The organism is Shimia sp. R9_3 (assembly GCF_017743755.1).
Lineage (GTDB): Bacteria > Pseudomonadota > Alphaproteobacteria > Rhodobacterales > Rhodobacteraceae > Shimia.
In genome coordinates, this window is sequence record NZ_JAGHRP010000015.1 from 19,624 (window position 1) to 39,153 (window position 19,530).

The window sequence follows — 19,530 nt, forward strand, 5'->3', positions numbered from 1 at the left end:
GTCACCATCGATGTGTGTATTTGCACGTACAAAAGAGATACTGTGACCAACGCAATTTTAAGTGTTGGCGAAGTAGATCATGATCCAAAGGTTGAGATTGGCATAATCGTTGTTGATAACGACAGCGAAATGTCTGCCCTCCCAAAAGTCTCTATTGCAGCTTTATCGTGCACTCATCCTGTGCGTTACCATCATGCGCCATCGGGAAATATCTCTATTGCGAGAAATGCTTGTTTGAATATTTCTAACGCAGATTGGCTGGCGTTCTTGGACGACGACACCATCGCGATGCCGGGTTGGATAGAAGAGTTGTACAGAGTTGCGAATAGAAGCGGTGCGGATGTTGTTTTCGGGCCCGCAGTCGCGGAGTACCCTGCAAAGACCCCGCCTTGGCTTTTGGAAAATGATTTCCATTCAAGCATACCGCAGCGCAAGAAAAATTTGCTCCGAAACGGGCACACATGCAACGTTCTGATGCGGCGAACAAACACAAAAATAAGAAACCAGAGGTTTCTAGTTTCTCTTGGTCAGACCAGCGGTGAAGACACAGAATTTTTTGCTAGGTTGGCGCGCAGTGGCGCGAATGCTGAGATTGCTGAAAAGGCCATTGTAAAAGAAATTGTCCCACCTGAAAGGATCGGTTTGGCTTGGTTGATAAGGCGCAAGTTTGCCAATGGCTGGGCATTTGCTTTCTCTAGCGTTGGCAAAACAAAATTGGAGCGGTTTCCCAGATCGCTCTACAGCGCCGCAGTGTTTTCTTGGTGTCTCTCAATGGCGCTCTTTACGCTGACATCATTTAAGCGACGCGCATTCTGGTTAGTTCGGGGCGCATTTCATCTGGGAGTGGTCCGTGGCTGCATTTCGATGCCTTCGATGCAGCTTTATGGTGGTGGTAGCGCTAGCAGAGACACTGGGGAGGCTTAATGCGCGCTATTTTCCGAGAAGATGTAGAGTATTGGGCATCCGTTAATTCTGGTAGCCAAAAAAGTGGGTTGAGCAGAAGAATGGTTCTCAGCTTATTTATGAAGAACATGTCTGTGAGGGCGGTTTTTTGGTTCAGATTGTCACATTTTTTTGTGTCGACACCTGTCCCATTTGTTGCCGGCTATCTGCGGAGAATGTTGATCCGAAGGTTTGGACTGGATATCCCGCCCGATATTGAGATTGGTGGAGGGCTCTATATTGCGCACCCGGTAGGCGTCACAGTCCTAGCTGAGCGCATCGGGAAGCGTTGCACAATAGTTGGAAACGTCACACTAGGGAAACGTATAGGTGACCAAGGGCCAATCATCGGAGATGATGTCTATATCGGCGCGGGCGCTCGCGTCCTTGGCCCGATCCTAGTGGGAGACATGGCGAAGATTGGCGCCAATGCAGTAGTAATCGAAGACGTTCCAAAGGATGTGACAGTTGTTGGCGTGCCGGCTGCCCCGGTCCGGCGTACTCCTAGAAAGTTAAAAATGTAATGTGTGGCCGAGGGATCTTTCTCCTAGGGGCTTCAGAAGCCTCGTAAGCGGTGGCTGGTTGTCCTCCCATTTTTGAAGAGGCGCTTCAGTAGAATTTGCGCTGCTTTCAGTTTCTGTATCGCGGTCATCCCTCCGATCCCCTTGTTTGGTCTTTCGTTGTAGTATGTCCAGAGCCACCGCGTGGCGTGTTCCTGTATGTCTTCGAAACTTCGAAGTGAGATTGTCCAAGCCCAGCCATGCGGTCATTCCTGTGGTATCATTCGACATAGGCATTCTGCTGTGGCTTGCCGGGCTGGATGTAGATCAAATCGATTCCAGCTGTCTCTGCCCAGCTCTGAGGCCTGGCACTGACGTATTCACACCACTGTCTACAACCGGATCAATTCGGAGCGCACCGTCTGCTCAAGATCAAACTTCAAGCTGAACCGATCAGCCGCGCTATCTAAGTGTCGCGGTCACTGCGCGGAAAAGGGACAGTGATAATGTCCGAGCTGAGACGAGTTCGAATTGGTCTGGCAGCACCGCCATATGCCTCCTGAGATAAGTCGATGTAATACAATACGTTGCAGTGTTTGATGCGATTGCAGGACGTATTCGGGTTACTTTGCGATCTGACTTGTGGCTGCGATTGTATCGCGCTTTGCCCAGCGGTGGGGATCGCTTGCTCTACAGAGGAGCAGGCGGCGGTTCTCGCACCATGTCGGGGGAATGTCAGTCAATTGACGGGTAGGGGATGAGCGCGGCCCGGATGGTGGGCAGCGCTCTTTTCTGACTAAGGAAACCGAAGTTAGTCCTTACGGGTTTGCGGTAGAATCATGTTCAGGAGGAGTCCGGCGACGCCAGCCAGACCGATTCCGGCAAGAGAGAAACCTTCGCCAAACGAAAGGGTCAGGCCGCCAAGACCGAGCACCAAGATTGTGGAGGCTATCACCATGTTGCGCGGATCGTGAAGGTCATCGCCGATCTTTGCGACCACACTCATGCCGACAACTGTCACCATTCCAAAGAGCAGGATCATGATGCCGCCCATGACCGGCATCGGGATGGTGCCGAGAAAACCGCCCAGCTTGCCCACAAAGGACAGAGCGATTGCGAAGATTGCTGCCCAGGTCATGATCGCAGGGTTGAACGCACGGGTCAGTGTAACGGCGCCTGTTACCTCGGAGTAGGTGGTGTTGGGCGGGCCGCCCAGCAGGCCGGCGGCGGTTGTCGCGAGACCGTCGCCCAGCATGGTGTTCTGGATGCCCGGCTTTTTGAGGTAGTCTTTCTTGGTGACATTGCCGATGGCCAGAATGTCGCCGAAATGCTCGATGGCCGGGGCGATTGCCACAGGCAGGATGAACAGAATGGCTGCCAGGTGGAATTCTGGGCGTACAAATTCGGGGATCGCGAACCAAGGCGCATCTGCGAGGCCTGCGGTGTTGATCAGGCTTTCGCCGGTGATCAGGCCAACCACAATCGCCGCCACATAGCCTGCGACGATACCGGCCAGGATGGGGACGATCTTCATGATGCCACGGCCCAGAATCGCGGTGAGCATGGTGGTGCCAAGCGCGATGGCCGCCAGCAGCATTGCAATGCCGCGCGGCATGATCTGTGTGTCACCTGCGAGCCCTGTGGACATGTTGATCGCGACCGGAGCGAGTGACAGGCCGATGATCATGATCACCGGGCCAACCACGACCGGTGGCAGGTATTTGTGCAGAAAGCCGCTGCCCCAGATGCGGATGGCAAAGCTGAGCACAACATAGAGCAGACCAGCGGCGGCCAGACCGCCTGTGGTGGCTGCCAGACCCCACGTCTGTACGCCGTAGATAATGGGTGCAATGAAGGCAAAAGAGGAGGCCAGAAAAACCGGCACTTGCCTGCGGGTCACGATCTGAAAGATCAAAGTGCCAAGGCCGGCCGTGAACAGCGCGACGCTCGCATTGAGGCCTGTGAGGATTGGTACAAGGACCAAGGCTCCAAAAGCCACGAAGAGCATCTGTGCGCCTGCGAGCGCTTGTTGTAGCCCGAATTTATAGGCGGTCTCGGATGATGGGATGCCACCATCGCTGTCTTGTCGTGCAGACATTGTGCGTTTTGTCTCCATGCTGGTGAATGTCGGTATCGGTGCCTCTGCTGTTTGGCAGGGCTGTAAAGCGCGCAAAGAGCGTTCTTTATTAAGGACGTCTGATTGCCCAATCATGCAGTTGCCGCAAGGCGAAAAGCTTACAAAAAGCTTAATTTTGCGACATGGAGCAGAGACCTTTCAGCGCAGGTTAAAGGTCTATTCTGTTTTGGTGTTTGGAAGGGGCTGACAGCGTCAGGTGTTGGCGCGTTTGCGATCCCAGATGACATAGAGCATGGCGGCCAGGAAGAGGACGGCCATGGCGTACCATGTCAGAGCGTAGCTCAGGTGTGAGTTGCTGAACGTGAGACGGGTCATGCCGCCGCGCGGCCAGGCAGTTTCTGCGCCGCTGTGTTCAGCTGCCACATAGTAATCGAGGGTAGTGTGAAGCCCCACAGTCGTGGACATCACTGAAAGATCAGGCGAGACCCAGCGATCCTGGTCGGGCAAATTGCTTTCCAGCAAAGTCCCCTCGGGTTGGCTCGGACGCACCAGGCCAACAATCTCTTCGGGGCCTTCCGGCAGCGACAAGTCCGTATCTGCAGTTCCCGTAGGCACAAACCCGCGATTGATCCAGACCGCTGTGTCTGCTGCGTCAGTGATGAGGAGGGGGGTCATCATCCAATAGCCGGGGCCAAGATCGGTCACCGCCTTGATGAGGATGGATTTTGCATGATCGTATGTGCCGGAGAGGTGTACCCGCAGATATTCTGGCGGGACACCTTTCATTGGCGCGGGGACAGGATCCCCATATGCGTAGGTTTCAACCCGCGTGATCAGGTCCAGCTTCTCGCCAAGTCTCCGAACCTGCCAGTTGCCAAGCGCGACCATGGAAAGGAAGAGCGCAGCGGACAACAGCAGGATGGTGACATCGACCCAAAGAGGACGTTTCACGCGGGTTGAAGAGGCCGTCATGGCAGGTTTTTGATCCGTTCAATCTGATCGTGTGCTGGCATCATGTTCTCATGAAGGTGCGCCATCACCCAGATCGAGCCGGCCATGATGATCACGACAAGCATCACGGTGAAGACAACCGACATGGCTTGCCAGCCGTCTTCTGCGCTGACGGTCAGGTGCAGGAAGTAGACCACATGCACAAGCATCTGGATCGCGCCGAGGCCGAAGATGATTGCGATCAGGGTCGGTACGTCGGTGACCGCGCCGCTCATCACGCAATAGAACGGGATAACCGTCAGGATCACCGAAAAGATGAAGCCTTTCAGATAGTCGCGATAGGCCTTGGCTGAGTCGTGTGTTTCAGCGCTCATAGCAGAACCCCTGTGAGATAGACGAATGAGAACACCCCGATCCAGATCAGGTCGAGGAAGTGCCAGAACAGGCTCAGGCACAGGATGCGGCGTTTGTTTTCAGGGGTCAGACCATGGATCTGAACCTGCACCAGCAGAACAACCAGCCAGAGCGCGCCACAGGCCACGTGTACACCGTGGGTGCCAACAAGGAACCAGAACGCAGACAGGAAGGCCGAAGCGCCCGGACCGGCACCGATGTGCCAGAGGTGCATGAATTCTTCGACCGACAGATACAGGAACGCCGCGCCAAAGATGCCTGTCACAAGCAACCAGAACATCATCATGTTCTTGTTGTTCTCATGCATTTTGATCACGGAGAACCCATAGGTGATCGAAGAGAGCAAAAGCCAGGCAGTGGCCCAAGCGATCTTGTCCAGCTCAAAGAGATCCACAGGAGCGGGGCCAGCCGCATAGTTCTGGCCCACAACTGCATAGATCGCAAAGAGAATGCCGAAGATCAGGCAGTCGCTCATTAGGTAGATCCAGAAACCGAGCATTGTCCCGGTTTCGTGGTGGTGCTCTCCATCGTCATGATGATGGTCATCATGGACGATGAATTCAAAGCCGCCTTGCGGCGTGTCAACGGTAGCTGAGGACATTAGATTTACTCCGCCGGGCTCATGGTTGCTGCCTTGCCGGTTTCGATCGCGCGGACCTCGTCAGCAGGGATGTAGTAATCACGGTTGTAGTTGAATGTGTGGCCGATGCCCCAGATGAGGGAGGCAAAGAAGGTCACAGCCGCCAACCACCAAACGTGCCAGATCAATGCGAAACCCATCACGGTCATGAAACCGGAGATGATGATCCCGCTTGAGGTGTAGTGCGGCATATGGATTGGCGTGAACCCTTCGGTGGGTTTCTGATAGCCATTGTCCTTCATGTGCTGCCATGCATCCAGCGCGTGGACCCGCAGGTTGAACGCGAAGTTGTAGTATGGCGGAGGCGAAGTGGTTGCCCATTCCAAAGAGCGGCCGCCCCATGGATCGCCATCAACCTTCAGCTCTTCACGTTTCAGGATGCTGACGCCGATCTGAACGATGAAGGCCAGAAGACCCACAGCAATCATCAGTGCACCCACAAGAGCCACGATGAAGTAGACGCTGTAGAAGGTGTCCTCAAACTGGCTCAGGCGTCGTGTCACACCCATCAGGCCCATGATGTAGAGCGGCATGAAGGCAAACCAGAAGCCGACAACCCAGCCCCAGAAGCTGACTTTGCCCCAGAATGGGTCCAGCTTGAAGCCGAAGGCCTTGGGCCACCAGTAGTTGATGCCCGCAAAGATGCCGAACACCACGCCGCCAATGATCACATTGTGGAAGTGTGCTACCAGGAACAGCGAGTTGTGCAGGACGTAGTCCGCTGGCGGAATGGCCAGAAGCACGCCTGTCAGGCCGCCGATCACAAAGGTCAGCATGAAAGCAATGGTCCACATCATTGGCAGCTCAAAGCTGATGCGGCCTTTGTACATGGTGAACAGCCAGTTGAAGAGCTTCGCGCCCGTCGGGATCGAGATGATCATCGTTGTGATCCCGAAGAAGGAGTTTACATTTGCACCGGCCCCCATGGTGAAGAAGTGGTGCAGCCAAACGATGTAGCTCAGGATCATAATCACGCAGGTGGCGTAAACCATGGACGCATAGCCAAAGAGGCGTTTCTTGGTGAAGGTTGGCACAATCTCGGAGAAGATACCAAAGACCGGCAGCGTGAGGATGTAAACCTCTGGGTGACCCCAGATCCAGATCAGGTTCACATACATCATTGGGCTGCCGCCCATTTCATTGGTGAAGAAGTGGGTGCCAAGGTAACGGTCTGCAGTCAGCAGCGCGAGGGTTGCGGTCAGCACAGGGAAGGTGGCCACGATCAGAACGTTGGTGCAGAGCGTGGTCCAGGTGAAGACAGGCATCTTCATCCAGGTCATGCCCGGTGCGCGCATTTTCACGATGGTCACAACCAGGTTGATCCCGGAAAGCGTCGTACCGATACCTGCGATGTTGAGGGACCAGAGATAGTAGTCCATGCCAACGCCCGGGCTGAACGTCAGACCCGAAAGCGGTGGATAGGCCAGCCAGCCGGTTGCCGCAAATTCGCCCACAAACAGCGAGATCATGATCAGCACCGCGCCGGAAACTGTCAGCCAGAAGCTGAAGTTGTTGAGGAACGGGAAGGCCACGTCGCGCGCGCCGATCTGCAGAGGCATCACATAGTTCATGAAGCCAGTGACAAAAGGCATTGCCACGAAGAAGATCATGATCACACCGTGTACGGTGAAGACCTGATCATAGTGATAGGCGGGCAGAAAGCCGACATATCCCGAGGAGGCCAAGGCCTGATGCAAGCGCATGAGCAAGGCATCGGCAAAGCCACGCACCAACATGATGGTGCCAAGGATCATATACATGATCCCGATTTTCTTGTGGTCAATCGAAGTGAACCACTCGTTCCAGAGATAGCCCCAGAGACGGAAGTAGGTGATGGCACCGAACACGGCCAACCCGAGAAGACAGGTGCCAATGAATGTGCCAAAGATGATTGGATCGTAGAACGGGAAGATGTCCCATCCCAACTTGCCCCAGAACCAGTGGGCAGAGTTGACGATATCTGTGCCGTGCTCGACGGCTGCGGTTGGGCTCGCCATGTATCAGTTCGCCTGTACTGTAGAGGAAGGAAGCAGAGTGGAGTCACTCAGCATTGCGTTGATGATCTCGTCGCGACGTTCGGCCAGATCAGGGCGCAGGATGTCAAACAGACCCTGCGGATCGTCCGCCGCGCACAGACCGCGGAAGAGCTCACGGTTGTAAAGCCCTTCGATGCCGCCGCCGCCAAGCGCGTCAGCCATCATCATGTCGTTGAGGCAGAGGTCGTCCTCGCCTGCGCACATGTTCAGGATTTTATCCCAGATGCCAGCTTCGACAGAGGAGTAGTAGGTGACAGGGTGATCGGTGCTTTGTGGCTCAAGCGCGACATAGGCATCTTGATCCAGCGCCTGAGGGGCCTCGCGGACCTTTTCGACCCACGCATCAAAGTCAGATTCGTCCAGTGCGTGGAAGTCAAAGCGCATGTGAGAGAAGCCGTTGCCGCTGTAGTTGGCGGAGAAGCCTTCGAACTCGCCCGGGGCGTTGATCACCGCGTTCAGTTCGGTCTCCATGCCGCCCATGGCATAGATCATGCCGGCCATTTCAGGGATGTAGAACGCGTTCATCACCGTCGCAGAGGTAATTTTCCACTCCACGGGACGGTCAACGATGGCGGCTGCTTCGTTCACGGTGGCAATGCCGTATTCCGGATAAATGAACAGCCATTTCCAATCCAGTGCGACCACTTGCACTTCCAGGGGCTCAACACTTGGATCGATTGGCTTTTCAGCAGAAATCCGCTTCAGATCGTCATAGGGCTCAAGACGGTGTGTCGCGACCCAGGTCAGACCAGCAAGGCAGATGATGATGGCCAGCGGCACAGACCAAACAACAACCTCAAGACTGACGGAGTGATCCCAGTCAGGTTCGTAAGTGGCCTCTTCGTTGGAGGCTCGGTATTTAACGGCGAAAAAGACTGTCAGCGCCATGACTGGCACAATCACGATCAGCATCAGCACGGTTGCGTAGATGATCAGGTCGCCCTGTTGCGCAGCGATGTCGCCGGCCGGATTAAGGACTGTAAGTTGGCACCCTGATAATAACAACAGCGGGAGCACGAACAAACCAACGCGTTTCAGCAGCATGGCATTCTTCTTTTCGTATCTGGATTTTTTTAACTGGGTTTAACGGCGGTCAGGCGCCGTTCGCACCTTGCCGGGGGCGAATATCGCCAGTACGCTTCAGTTGCAAGATGCTGCGCTGCGTCAAATTTGCCGAAGCAGGGTGGTTGAGGCGTCTTTGATCCTTTGAGGAGAGGATCAGAGGTGAATTCATCAGACGGAGGCTGAAAAATATGGCAATAACTGAAGCAACTGCACAACAAAACGTCACACTCGACGATGTTGTCATCACCGTGGTGATGGCAAGGGTGACAGATTTTTTTGGATTTTTTGTCTACGCCATCGCTTCAGCCCTCGTTTTTCCAGCGGTTTTCTTTCCTCATCTGGATCCGCTTAGTGGAACTTTGTGGTCTTTCGCATTGTTTTCACTTGCTTTTGTCGCAAGGCCGATCGCCAGTATGCTCGCGCGACGCATTCAGACCAAGATAGGGAGGCCCGGAAAGATAACTCTGGCACTCATGATTCTTGGATCGTCGACGGTGGCCATCGGATTGCTGCCAAGTTACCAGAATTGGGGCATTGCTGCACCCATCATGTTGGGCGTTCTGAGATTTGTGCAGGGGCTGGGACTCGGCGGTGCTTGGGACGGCATCACGTTGCAGCTGAAGTCGGCCGCACCTGAGGGGCGGGAAGGGCGCTATAGCATGGTGCCGCAGCTTGGTGGACCTATCGGATTCTGCGTTGCAGCGGCGCTTTTCTATGTGTTGACTGGCTTTTTGACGGAAGAGGAATTCCTGACCTACGGATGGCGCTTTGCCTTCTTTGCGGTGATGGCTGTGAATGTGGTTTCTCTTTTCGCGCGCCTTCGGTTGCTGACGACCGATTTTGGCAGTGATGACGAAACGCTCCTCAAATCGGCACCGCTTCCGGATCTTCTGAAAAACGAATGGCGCACGATCATTTTGTCAGCGCTGCTGCCTCTGGCAAGCTATGCGCTGTTCCACTTGGTCACGGTCTTCCCGCTCAGCTACGCGCTGCTGTTTTCGGGCAGAGACATCACTGAAATTCTGCTGCTGCAGCTGCTGGGCGGCGCATTGGCGATTGGCTCGGTCATCGTATCAGGCATTTTGAGCGATTTGTTCTCACGCCGTGTTGTGCTGTTTATCAGCAGCGTTCTGATGGTATTGCTCAGCCTGAGCTTTGTGACACTGGAAACCGTCCCGTCCATCTACATCCTCTTTGGGTTTGTCGTGCTTGGCTTGTCTTATGGGCAATCCAGCTCCATCGTGCCGAACCGCTTTAAGGAAGAGTACCAATATTCCGGATCAGCCATGGCGACGAATTTGTCCTGGTTGGCTGGCGCGGCGTTTGCGCCTCTCACGGGATTGTTCCTCGCGTCCCGTTTTGGCCTTTGGGCGGCGGCGATCTACCTGCTGTCTGGCGTCGCCGTGACGTTGCTTGCGTTATACCTGCTGCGTGAGGGCGACAAAAAACGCGCGCTGGGTCAGCGCGCCTGATCGACTAAATTACTCTGGCTGGCGGTGCGACAAGTTTCTAAACCTTGGCATCGCCAGTCGGCCGTCGACAATTAGTGGGTAAATACAACGGCCGTCTTTGTAGCCGATCAGTCCCTTACGAGCGCTTAAGACCGCTGACTTACAGAAGTATTTGCCAAAACTCTCAGGCTCTTGCTTAATCAGTACATGTTTGTTCGGTTTATTGAGTCCGTTGCCTTTGCTCGGATTGTGGCGTTGGGGTTGATCATTTTTGCGCTGTTTGTCCGCATTGCTGACCCAATTCCGGTGCAGCTTGTGCGCAACCTCACCTTTGATGCCTACCAACGTATTTTACCGCGTGTACCGGAAGAGCTTCCTGTCGCGATTATCGATATCGACGACGCCAGCATTGCTGAAATTGGCCAATGGCCTTGGCCACGGACGCGGTTTGCCGAAATGATCGATAAGCTGACCGAGTTTGGCGCGGTCGCGATAGCATTTGACGTCATTTTTGCCGAACCCGACCGTCTCTCTCCGCAGGCTATTGCTTTGGACAACAGCGCATTGCCGCAGCAGGTTTCTCAGGCGCTGTCGCTGCTTCCTGACAACGACGATGTATTGGCGGCGTCTTTCAAACGTGCCCGCGTGATTGTGGGGCAAACAAGCATTCGAAGCGCATTCCATCGGTCCATTACCAACGATCAAATCCCGGATGTACCACATGCCATGATGGGACCGTCTCCTGTGGGGTTCATTCTGGAGCTGCCTGATCTGGTGCAGAACTTGCCAGTGCTTGAGGACGCCGCTTCCGGCAGAGGCATGTTTAGTATTCGACCGGATCCGGACGGTGTCTATCGCAATTTGCCGATGGTTATGAACGCGCAGGGCCATCTACGCCTTGCTCTTGCGCCAGAGATGTTGCGTGTCGCCACTGGTGGGGCGCCTTTTGTGCTGAGATCCAACGAGGCAGGTGTTGATGGGGTCGTGCTTGCGCGTCAGTTTATACAAACCGCAGCTGATGGCACTGTCAGGCCGTATTTAACGCGTTCGCTTCAGGAGCGATTTATCCCAGCTTCAGATGTGTTGAACGGAAAGCTTAGGCCAGATCAAGTGGCCGGTAAGCTGCTGTTTTTTGGCACATCGGCGGTGGGATTGGGCGACTATCGGGCGACCCCCTTTGGCGTGGCTGTCCCCGGTGTGGAGCTTCACGCGCAGTTGCTGGAAAATCTGCTTACAGGCTCGCTCTTGCAAAGACCCAACTATGCGATCTCCGCGGAACTGGCGGTTACGCTTCTTCTGTGTTTGTTGTTTGTGATCGTCACCCCAATCATGAATGCAGGGTTTCTAGCGGTTTCTTCCGTGGTCATGCTAACAGCTTTTGGATGGGGCTCTTTCTTGCTGTTTCAAAACGAGAAAATCCTTCTTGATGCAAGTTTTCCAATCGTTTCTGCCCTGGCGACGATCATCTTTATGTCGACGACAAACTATATGCGCGAAGAGAAGCGCCGCCGTGATATCCGGAGTGCGTTTGGGCATTATGTTTCCGAAGATCTGGTGAACGCACTGAGCGACAACCCGGATGGCTTGCAGCTAGGCGGGGAAACAAGAGAACTGACATTGTTGTTCAGCGACGTGCGAGGGTTCACGCCCATTGCAGAGAGTTTCCGCGACAATCCTGCCGGCCTAACTCGGTTGATGAATACGTTTCTCAATCTTCAGTCCAACGCCATTCTGAATGAGAAGGGAACGATTGATAAATTCATGGGCGATGCGGTGATGGCCTTCTGGAATGCCCCGCTCAGCCACGAGGATCACGCGCGCGCGGCCTGTCGAGCCGCGTTGTTGATGCGCGATGGCGTGGAAGCTCTCAACATCAAGAGGCAAAAGGAAGCAAAAGCTGCCGGGGCCGAGTTTCTCGAAATCCGGTTTGGGATCGGGATCGCAACAGGATCCTGCATGGTGGGCAACATGGGGTCGGACACGCGGTTTGACTACACCGCCATGGGGGATCCAGTGAATTTGGCGTCGCGTCTTGAAGGCCAATCAAGCACATATGGCAAGACAGTCATCGTGGCCGCGGAGACCGAGCGTTTGGTCCGTGATGATTTTGCCTTGTTGGAAGTCGATTTTGTGCGGTTAAAAGGCAAACAGCAGGCTGAGCATATCTTTGCCCTATTAGGCGACGCAAAGTTACTCAGAGAAGCGATGTTTGCAAAAATTCGGCAGATCAATGCAGAGATGCTTGAGGCGTATCGTTCGCGCGACTGGGCGAGGGCTAAGGAAATGCTGCAAACTCTCAAACCGCTGGTGGCCGACTTCGATACGAGGCTCAACACACATCTGATGAACTATCATACACGGATTGAAGATTTTGAACGCGCACCTCCATCTAAGGATTGGGACGGCGTCCATGATGCAACGACGAAGTAGAGTGCTTAGGAGTCGGCGCAGCGCGGTATGCCAAGTTCAATCAGCTCCGCCCCGTTTTTTTCCTCATGATCAGCAATGTGATAGCGTGCAAAACTCATGTACCAATCACGCAAATCATTTGGATAGAAACTGGCAATCACTCGAGAGGCGTGTTCGAACATCTCAGGTTTGAGTGGTGCGCCGCTTTTGCTGGGGCCATGGAAACCAAAACGGGTATCTGGCGAAACACAGACATCTGGCAACCCCAACAACATCGTGCAGGTTGAGTGACAGACTTCGCCACGAATTTCGACGGGGGTTTGTGTGGTTACCAAATTTCGCAGCTGGTGAATGCGATCCGTAAGGAGGCCGCCGCGATCATTGTGAATGATGAGTGGAGCGTCAGCCGGGACTTCTGGCATAGCCGCTAAACTGATGCGGGCCAAGGGTAGCGATGCTATTTGCAGCGTGCAAAAGAAAGCAAGCGCCCAACGATGGCCGCTCAAGCGCCGATTTTTCAAGATCCACTCCGTCGCAGAGCCGGCCCACCCTGCCGGTCAACTGCCCCACAAAATAGGAGGGGAGAGTGGAAATGAGGTTAACTCATGGCGCCAACGCGAAGCTTTTGCGTCTCTGGAGCGAGATGGCATTTAAGTGCTTGTTGCGGCTCCTTCGACCGAGACATCCTGATCAACGGCGACAATTGCCAGAATTCCGGCACCTCCGTCGTACTGGTAAACGTCCAAGGCGCGACCTTCGCCATCAGAAATTGAAGAACCTTTGCTGAACCCCTCATCATCAAAGGTGAGCGTATCCCCGGCTTCGCCCAAGACCGTAATGCTTTCCACGGCGTCGCTTCCAAAGAAGCCTTCAAGAAGGGAATCTGCTGTATCTGAGAGGTCCATGACGTTGTCCAGCGACAGGGTGATGTCATCCGCACCGGCGTTTTCAAAGTTGAGTACTTCGATATCTCGGTAGTGGTCCCGAACATTGAATGCCGAGAAATCAAAGCTGCCGGAGCTTGACTGCATGAGGGTATCACGACCTTCGCCACCCTCAGTCCAGTCTTCTGCAAAATCTGAACGGATCAGCAGGTCATCTCCATCGCGTCCGCGCAACTCGCTGAAACCATCGTCCAGCGCAGTGAGCTGGTCATCAAAATCGGATCCTCGGACAATTTCGATGTTTTGAAGTGTGTGATTGAAAGTACGCCCGTCCCAAGTGCCGGTTGCGGAGCCCTCTTGGAGATTGACGGTAACGCCACTATCGACACCGCTGCGGTCATAACGAATTTGATCGACCCCGCCGAGGCCTTCAGCGCTGTCCGTGCCAGTGCCGAGAATGAAGCGATCATTGTACTCGCTGCCAACCAAATTGTCGTCGCCATCCTCAGTGCGCAGTTCAATCAGGGTGTTTGTCAGATCACCAGCGGCATTTATGATATGGGCTTCGCCAGTGGTGGAATACATGCTGCCGGACGCACCCAGATGTATTTGGCTGAGATCCGCACTCACATCGCCCGAGTAAATGCTTGCACGCACCAGGCCATTGCCGCCTGCGAGGTTCAGCGTGTCTGTACCTCCGCTGGCTCCAAAGCTAATCCAGTTAAACTCGGTGCTGTTCAGCGTAACATTGAAGGTATCGTTGCCGCTTGTCCCCTGGAAGCTGAGGCCCCAATCAGCGAATTGAGGGTCGACGAGTGTGTCGATGCCTGCAGCGCCCTTGTCTACGGAGCCTGTGTTGTTCTGTAGATTCAGGTTCAGAGTGACTGATGTAGTCGAGAGATCGCTATAGTCAACTTCATACCAGCTGTTGTCCGTAGCATGGGTAAAGCGAAGGATATCGTTGCCTTCCGACCCGTAAATGAAGTCGCCTTCATCGTTGTTCCCGAGCAGATTGATGTCGTCGTCACCAATTGTGCCAAATATCTCATCATCGCGACCAGTGGTGCCAATGATGTAGTTTGCTTGATTGGTCATATTCGCCACAATCTGGTTGGCCTCTACCAAAGTCGTGCCGCCCAAGTCGACGCCGAAGAAATTTCCCGAACCATCGTCAAAATCAAACCGCACGCGAGTATCGCCGTCAAACACATACTCGCTGATGGTGAAGGGCAAGGCAGCAATGGAGGTGTCCCATTGCAACATGTCTGTGGTTGAATCAAAGCCGTCAATATAGTCGTTTCCGGCTGAGAAGATGATCAGATTGTTTCCTTCATAGACGTTGTAGTAGTCATCGCCGCCGCCTCCGATCAGGACACTTACACCTCCCGTCGTGGAAAGCTCATCATTTTCGGCGCCCCCGATGAGAATGTCATCACCATCGCGGCCATCCAAACGGTTGCCTAGATTGTTTGCGACCAAGACATCGTCAAAATTTGTCCCGCGGATTTGCTCAAAGTTCACGAGCGTATGTGTGAAAGCCTGATTATCCCAGACACCCGTTGCGACACCTGTTGCCAGATTGACAGTGACACCCTGTTCGACCCCGTTGCGATCGTATCGTATTGTGTCCCACCCACCGCGCGCATCTGCGAAATCATTGCCTGCGCCCAGAATAAAACGGTTGTCAAAATCTGACCCATAGACGGTGTCGTTGCCGTTTCGGGTGCGCACATCCAGCCGTGAGTTTGACAAATCTCCGCTGTAGTTGATGGTCACGCTTTCGTTCGGGCCTTCAGAGAAGAAGCCCGTCACCAAGTCGCCAGTTACGTCGTCGTTCCCGCTGCCAAGGTCGACGCGGAACAGACCGGTGCCTGCGGTGAGATTGATTACGTCGTGACCGCTCCGATGAGAGATGCCGAGCCATGTATCCTCAACGGGATCTTGTCTGATGTTGAAGAGATCATCCCCATCGCTGCCAACGATAAACAACCCATCACCCGCCGCAGCAAGAGCAATATCTTCGAGCGTATCGACCCCCGCCACACCTTTGTCGACGGTGTTGATGCCTCTGCTCATATCCAGATCAACGGTGATGCCAACCGCACCCAGATATTCGTATATAAGATCGGTGAACGTCTCATTGGTACTTGCGGAGTAGTTGTAGGTGTCGTTGCCGGCGCTTGCGTAGATGAACTCGCCTTCCCGATCGTTGCCGCCAATTGAAATGGTGTCGTCTGCTGGTGAGCCAAAGTAATCTGCACGACCAAAGGTTCCGACGGTATTGACCGGAGTAAAGGTCATGCCTGCCAAAATCTGATACATGCCTTCGAGCGAGACTCCATCAAGTGTGAGCTCAAATTCATTTTCGAGCCGGTCGTCAAAATCATCATCAAAACGGAAAGAATGTCCCGGCCCACTTGATCTGCTGACAATTTCCAATGTGCCGATGTAGGTGATTGGCGCTCCTGCAAATTGCAGCGTGTCTTCGGTGACGTCAAAATCACCGACATAGTCATACCCACCGTTATATGTAAGGCTGTCTGCGCCGGCTTCGAGACGAAAGCCCTCATCGTTCACTGAGCCAATGATTGTGTCGCCTTCTTCGGTGCCGCGGACGCTCTCAATGGAGGTGAAAGTATCCGTATCGCCAAAGGGGTCAGTGGCGACGCCGGTTTGCAGGTTTACTGTAACGGCTCCTGTACCACCGCGATTTATATCCCAGCGATAGTTGAGCTCGTCTTCGCCATCGCCTCCATTGATGGTGTCGTCCCCGCCAAACGGTTGCCATCCCTCAAATTGCTGGTCCGAACCATTGAAAACATCGGCGTCTGATGTGCCACCAAAGAAATGTGTGTAAGTGAAGGTGTCGTTCACCACACCTGGGTTGTTAGACACAACGGTGCCGGATCCATTTACCCCGACATCTACGACTGCACCGCCGCTTCCTTCGACGTCTTCATAGCTGATGTCGATGCCGTCACCTTGCTCCCAGAGAGCTTGGTGTCCTATGATCGTGTTGTTGCCCGTTCCAGGCTGAATGTAGTCGCCCCAAAATTGGTTTTCTACGCTGCCGCCTGAGGCATCGAGCAGATCATCGCCATCGCCGCCGATCATATTTTCCCGGCCGCCACCGCCAATGATGGTATCGTCGCCACCACCACCGCGTAAGGTAAAGCCTTCATTGGGCGCGCCATATGACTCCGCGCCCACAAAATAGTCATTCTCATCCGTGGCGCGCAGCCAGTTTGCGTAGGTGAAAGTATCGTTCACAACACCGACGTTATTGGAGGCGACCGTTCCTGAGCCTTCAAGGCCAAGCGTGACTTGCAGTCCGCCTGTGCCTGTCAGGTTCCAGTAACCGATTTCGATGCCTTCACCTGCTTCCCAATGCGCTTGGTGACCGATTATCGTGTCGCTACCGCTCCATGGCTCGATGAGATCACCGTAGCCCTGCGTTTCAGAGGCTCCAGCTGACGAATCCAATACATCGTCGCCTTCACCACCCTCCAATGAGTCGCGCCCTGAGCCACCCATCAGCGTGTCGTCGCCTGCGTTGCCTTGCAGGCGCGTGCTATAGTCCGCGGCGGTCAATGTGTCATCAAAAGCAGATCCCCGAACACGTTCAAAATTGCTGAGCGCATGCGTAAACGCTTGTCCGTCCCAGATGCCGGTCGCTATGCCGGTCGCGAGGTTCACGGTTACGCCTTCGAATATGTCAAAGCGGTTGTATTGGATGCTATCAAATCCGCCACGCCCGTCGGCAACGTCCGTTCCTGGACCGAGAATGACGGAGTCTCGCCCTTCGCTGCCAACCACGTTGTCGTCGCCAGCATGCGTCCGAAGGTTTAGCGTCACTTCGGATACGTCGCCTAGAAAGTTGATTGTGGTCGAATCCGTGCCCCAAGATACCGTACCGGCGCCGAGGTCGGCGGTGACGTTTTCACCGTCTTCGCCAGCATCGACACGCAGCCAACCCGTCCCGCCAAACAGATTGACCGTGTCATCACCACCTGAGTCAAAAACGCCAATCCATGCGAAGTCGGAATTGCTCAGTGTGACGTTGAATGTGTCGTCATTCCCCGTGCCATAAATGCCAAAGGCCCAACGCGCGACCTGAGACAGGTCGACAAGCGTGTCCGTGCCACCTGAAGCTTTCAGGATCGTGTTTGTTGCCGCGTTGGCATCAAGACTGGCTGTTATGGAGCCGAAATCGAGAGCTTCGGCATTATACCGCAACTCCTGATAGGCCTGTGGGGCATTATTTGAATAGAAATAAGTATCGTTACCAAACGACGCGAAGGTGATCTTGGCATCCCCATCAACTGTGGTGTGCTCGATCGTATCGTTGAGATCTGTGCCATAGAAATACTCTACATTCAGAAGGTCTGAGACTTCCGCCAACGTCACTCCGAACAACACAATGCTTGATGTGGTGCCGGCCCCGTCATCAAATGCCAAAAGTGTTCCGGTATCAACGCCATCGTCATAGGCTGCGGTCGTGAGGCTATCAAAGTTTGCCAAGGCGAAGCCGCCAAAGACAAGTGCGTCCTCATCAGGGTTGAAATCCCCGACAACGTCAAAGCCAGCCGTATAGACCAAGATGTCTTCGCCTGCGCCAAGTTCCGTGAAGTCGTCGCCACCTCCCGTTTGAACGGTATCGTTGCCGTCACCGGCGAAGGTTACGAAACCTCCATCGCCTGTGATCACGACGTCGTTGTACTCTGTTGCAAGGACACTCTCAAAACCTGCAAGAGAGTCCGTGTCCCCAAAGAGGTCGATTGCGAAGCCCAGTGCGATATTGATCGTCACCCCGACGGTGCGGATAGTATACCTGCTGTCCAGATCATAAGAGACTTGGTCAAAACCGCCTGCGCCGCCTCTCAGAGTGTCATTTCCAGCCAGGCCGAGCGCACGACTAAAGTCGGCATTATCTGCAAGCTGAATGCTGTCTGAGAATTGTGAGCCACGGACAAATTCAATGCCGCTAATTAGGTCCAAAGTACCGTCAGATTTCTCGGCAGAACCTGCGTTTAGGTTTACGTCGACGGCACCCGATGCATTGGCATAAGAAATTTGGTCAAGCTCGCCTGCGCCGCCGTCAAAGCTGTTGTTTCCGTCGGTGTCATAGAAAAAGTCATTTCCGGAGCCGCCAAAATATTGGTCATCTCCCAAACCAAAATCGGCCTCATCATCCCCACCGTTGCCAAAGAAGATATCGTTGGATGTATTCTCTTCATTAACGTCGATCCAATCTTCCTGATCAGACCCATTGTATACCCAAGGAAATTCCCCAAAGAACGCATCTAAAGGCGCGTTATCGATCACACCGCCGACGACGCTGTTGTTCAAAGCTGTTACGAATTCAGCCACGGTCAGGTTAAAGCCTGTCCCAGTCAGAAAATCCGCGTCCGTCGGAGTGCCGATTTCTACCCCGGTGATGATCCCGGTAGCGCCGTCGTAGTCGAGGTCGGAGCCGATAAAGGCAAAGGTACGTCCATCATCTGCGGTAAATCGGATTTCTGAAGATGAATTTACGCTAGGCGCGCGGACCGATGCGACACCGGAGTTGATCTCAAAAAAGGCCGCGTCGGGCATGTCTCCAAAATTGAGGTCAAAGCCCGGGGGCTGGGATAAGAATGTGGTGGTGGATCCGGCCACATTTACCGTCAGCTCATTCGTGGGTTGCGAAATGCTCACCACCCAGCTGGTGCTTCCACTGTCGTTGCCGTTTGCATCAAGCGATGTGATGCTGATCTGAACGCTGTTTGCATCCGGAATATCGGCAGGCAGAAACACTTGAGAGAACCGGCCATCTGCCCCCACATCCGTGGTGGCGACCGTGCCGCCAAAGTCGATGGTCACAGAGCCGTTTGGATCGGCCGTCCCTGAAATTGTGATCGGGGAGAGTTGTTCTTGAACATCGATGAAATCGTCGCCGGTCACAGCATCAAGCACAACCGCATCCGCTACGGGGTCAACGTTGAGCGTGACGGTTGCGGTGTTTGTTTCCCCGTTTCCGTCGTCGATCTGGTAGGTGAAGCTGTCGTTGCCGTTGAAATTTGCGTCCGGCGTGTAGGTGAAGCTGCCGTCATCATCGAGGGTGAGGGTGCCGTTTGAGACATCGCTGGTCAGGGTGACACTGATCGGATCGCCATCGGGGT

The 19,530-nt window shown here is 54.2% G+C and carries 12 protein-coding genes and 1 pseudogene; 4 read left to right on the plus strand and 9 right to left on the minus strand.

Annotated elements, in window-relative coordinates:
- Positions 1-12 precede the first annotated feature (12 nt).
- A complete protein-coding gene (locus J7412_RS20700; protein WP_348540517.1) occupies positions 13-924 on the plus strand; it encodes a glycosyltransferase family 2 protein in 912 nt (303 codons plus the stop codon).
- On the plus strand, positions 924-1,466 hold the full coding sequence (locus J7412_RS20705; RefSeq protein WP_209081389.1) for a hypothetical protein: 543 nt from the start codon (positions 924-926) through the stop codon (positions 1,464-1,466). The genes J7412_RS20700 and J7412_RS20705 overlap by 1 nt, the downstream gene beginning before the upstream one ends.
- Before the next feature lie 32 nt (positions 1,467-1,498).
- Here J7412_RS20705 and J7412_RS21950 read toward each other — a convergent pair.
- The 7 genes and pseudogenes from J7412_RS21950 to cyoA all read right to left on the minus strand — a co-directional run.
- Positions 1,499-1,779 (minus strand): annotated as a pseudogene (locus J7412_RS21950) (integrase core domain-containing protein); the annotation flags it as partial.
- A 474-nt stretch (positions 1,780-2,253) separates the two neighbouring features.
- On the minus strand, positions 2,254-3,540 hold the full coding sequence (locus J7412_RS20710; protein WP_209081396.1) for a uracil-xanthine permease family protein: 1,287 nt from the start codon (positions 3,538-3,540) through the stop codon (positions 2,254-2,256).
- Between the two features lie 231 nt (positions 3,541-3,771).
- Entirely contained in the window at positions 3,772-4,491 is a 720-nt protein-coding gene (locus tag J7412_RS20715; RefSeq protein ID WP_209081398.1) for an SURF1 family cytochrome oxidase biogenesis protein, read from the minus strand.
- Positions 4,488-4,844: a cytochrome o ubiquinol oxidase subunit IV gene (cyoD, locus tag J7412_RS20720; protein ID WP_209060277.1), complete on the minus strand. Its 357-nt coding sequence runs from the start codon at positions 4,842-4,844 to the stop codon at positions 4,488-4,490. The genes J7412_RS20715 and cyoD overlap by 4 nt, the downstream gene beginning before the upstream one ends.
- On the minus strand, positions 4,841-5,485 hold the full coding sequence (gene cyoC / locus J7412_RS20725; RefSeq protein WP_209081400.1) for a cytochrome o ubiquinol oxidase subunit III: 645 nt from the start codon (positions 5,483-5,485) through the stop codon (positions 4,841-4,843). Before cyoC ends, cyoD begins: the two co-directional genes overlap by 4 nt.
- A gap of 5 nt (positions 5,486-5,490) precedes the next feature.
- Positions 5,491-7,521: a cytochrome o ubiquinol oxidase subunit I gene (cyoB, locus tag J7412_RS20730; protein WP_209060275.1), complete on the minus strand. Its 2,031-nt coding sequence runs from the start codon at positions 7,519-7,521 to the stop codon at positions 5,491-5,493.
- Positions 7,522-7,524: 3 nt separating this feature from the next.
- Positions 7,525-8,604, minus strand: coding sequence for a ubiquinol oxidase subunit II (cyoA, locus tag J7412_RS20735; protein WP_209081402.1), 1,080 nt, complete (start codon positions 8,602-8,604; stop codon positions 7,525-7,527).
- A 275-nt stretch (positions 8,605-8,879) separates the two neighbouring features.
- Here cyoA and J7412_RS20740 point away from each other — a divergent pair, with 275 nt between their 5' ends.
- Together J7412_RS20740 and J7412_RS20745 are read left to right on the plus strand one after the other, a co-directional pair.
- The gene (locus tag J7412_RS20740) at positions 8,880-10,097 is read left to right on the plus strand and encodes an MFS transporter (RefSeq protein ID WP_247744041.1); all 1,218 of its coding nucleotides are present in this window, start codon (positions 8,880-8,882) and stop codon (positions 10,095-10,097) included.
- A gap of 186 nt (positions 10,098-10,283) precedes the next feature.
- Positions 10,284-12,506, plus strand: coding sequence for an adenylate/guanylate cyclase domain-containing protein (locus tag J7412_RS20745; protein ID WP_209081411.1), 2,223 nt, complete (start codon positions 10,284-10,286; stop codon positions 12,504-12,506).
- Positions 12,507-12,511: 5 nt separating this feature from the next.
- Here the strand turns inward: J7412_RS20745 and J7412_RS20750 are convergent, their stop codons facing one another.
- Complete coding sequence (locus J7412_RS20750; RefSeq protein WP_209081413.1) at positions 12,512-13,006, minus strand: hypothetical protein; 495 nt, start codon at positions 13,004-13,006, stop codon at positions 12,512-12,514.
- Between the two features lie 129 nt (positions 13,007-13,135).
- On the minus strand, positions 13,136-19,530 hold a 6,395-nt coding region (locus tag J7412_RS20755; RefSeq protein ID WP_209081415.1), incomplete at its 5' end, for a cadherin-like domain-containing protein.

What these genes read in the sequence shown, in the direction of transcription:
- cyoD (WP_209060277.1), bottom strand. Translation starts at nt 4,844, where the DNA reads ATGAGCGCTGAAACACACGACTCAGCCAAGGCCTATCGCGACTATCTG.
- J7412_RS20705 (WP_209081389.1), top strand. Translation starts at nt 924, where the DNA reads ATGCGCGCTATTTTCCGAGAAGATGTAGAGTATTGGGCATCCGTTAAT.
- J7412_RS20715 (WP_209081398.1), bottom strand. Translation starts at nt 4,491, where the DNA reads ATGACGGCCTCTTCAACCCGCGTGAAACGTCCTCTTTGGGTCGATGTC.
- cyoC (WP_209081400.1), bottom strand. Translation starts at nt 5,485, where the DNA reads ATGTCCTCAGCTACCGTTGACACGCCGCAAGGCGGCTTTGAATTCATC.
- cyoA (WP_209081402.1), bottom strand. Translation starts at nt 8,604, where the DNA reads ATGCTGCTGAAACGCGTTGGTTTGTTCGTGCTCCCGCTGTTGTTATTA.
- J7412_RS20740 (WP_247744041.1), top strand. Translation starts at nt 8,880, where the DNA reads ATGGCAAGGGTGACAGATTTTTTTGGATTTTTTGTCTACGCCATCGCT.
- J7412_RS20745 (WP_209081411.1), top strand. Translation starts at nt 10,284, where the DNA reads ATGTTTGTTCGGTTTATTGAGTCCGTTGCCTTTGCTCGGATTGTGGCG.
- J7412_RS20710 (WP_209081396.1), bottom strand. Translation starts at nt 3,540, where the DNA reads ATGTCTGCACGACAAGACAGCGATGGTGGCATCCCATCATCCGAGACC.
- cyoB (WP_209060275.1), bottom strand. Translation starts at nt 7,521, where the DNA reads ATGGCGAGCCCAACCGCAGCCGTCGAGCACGGCACAGATATCGTCAAC.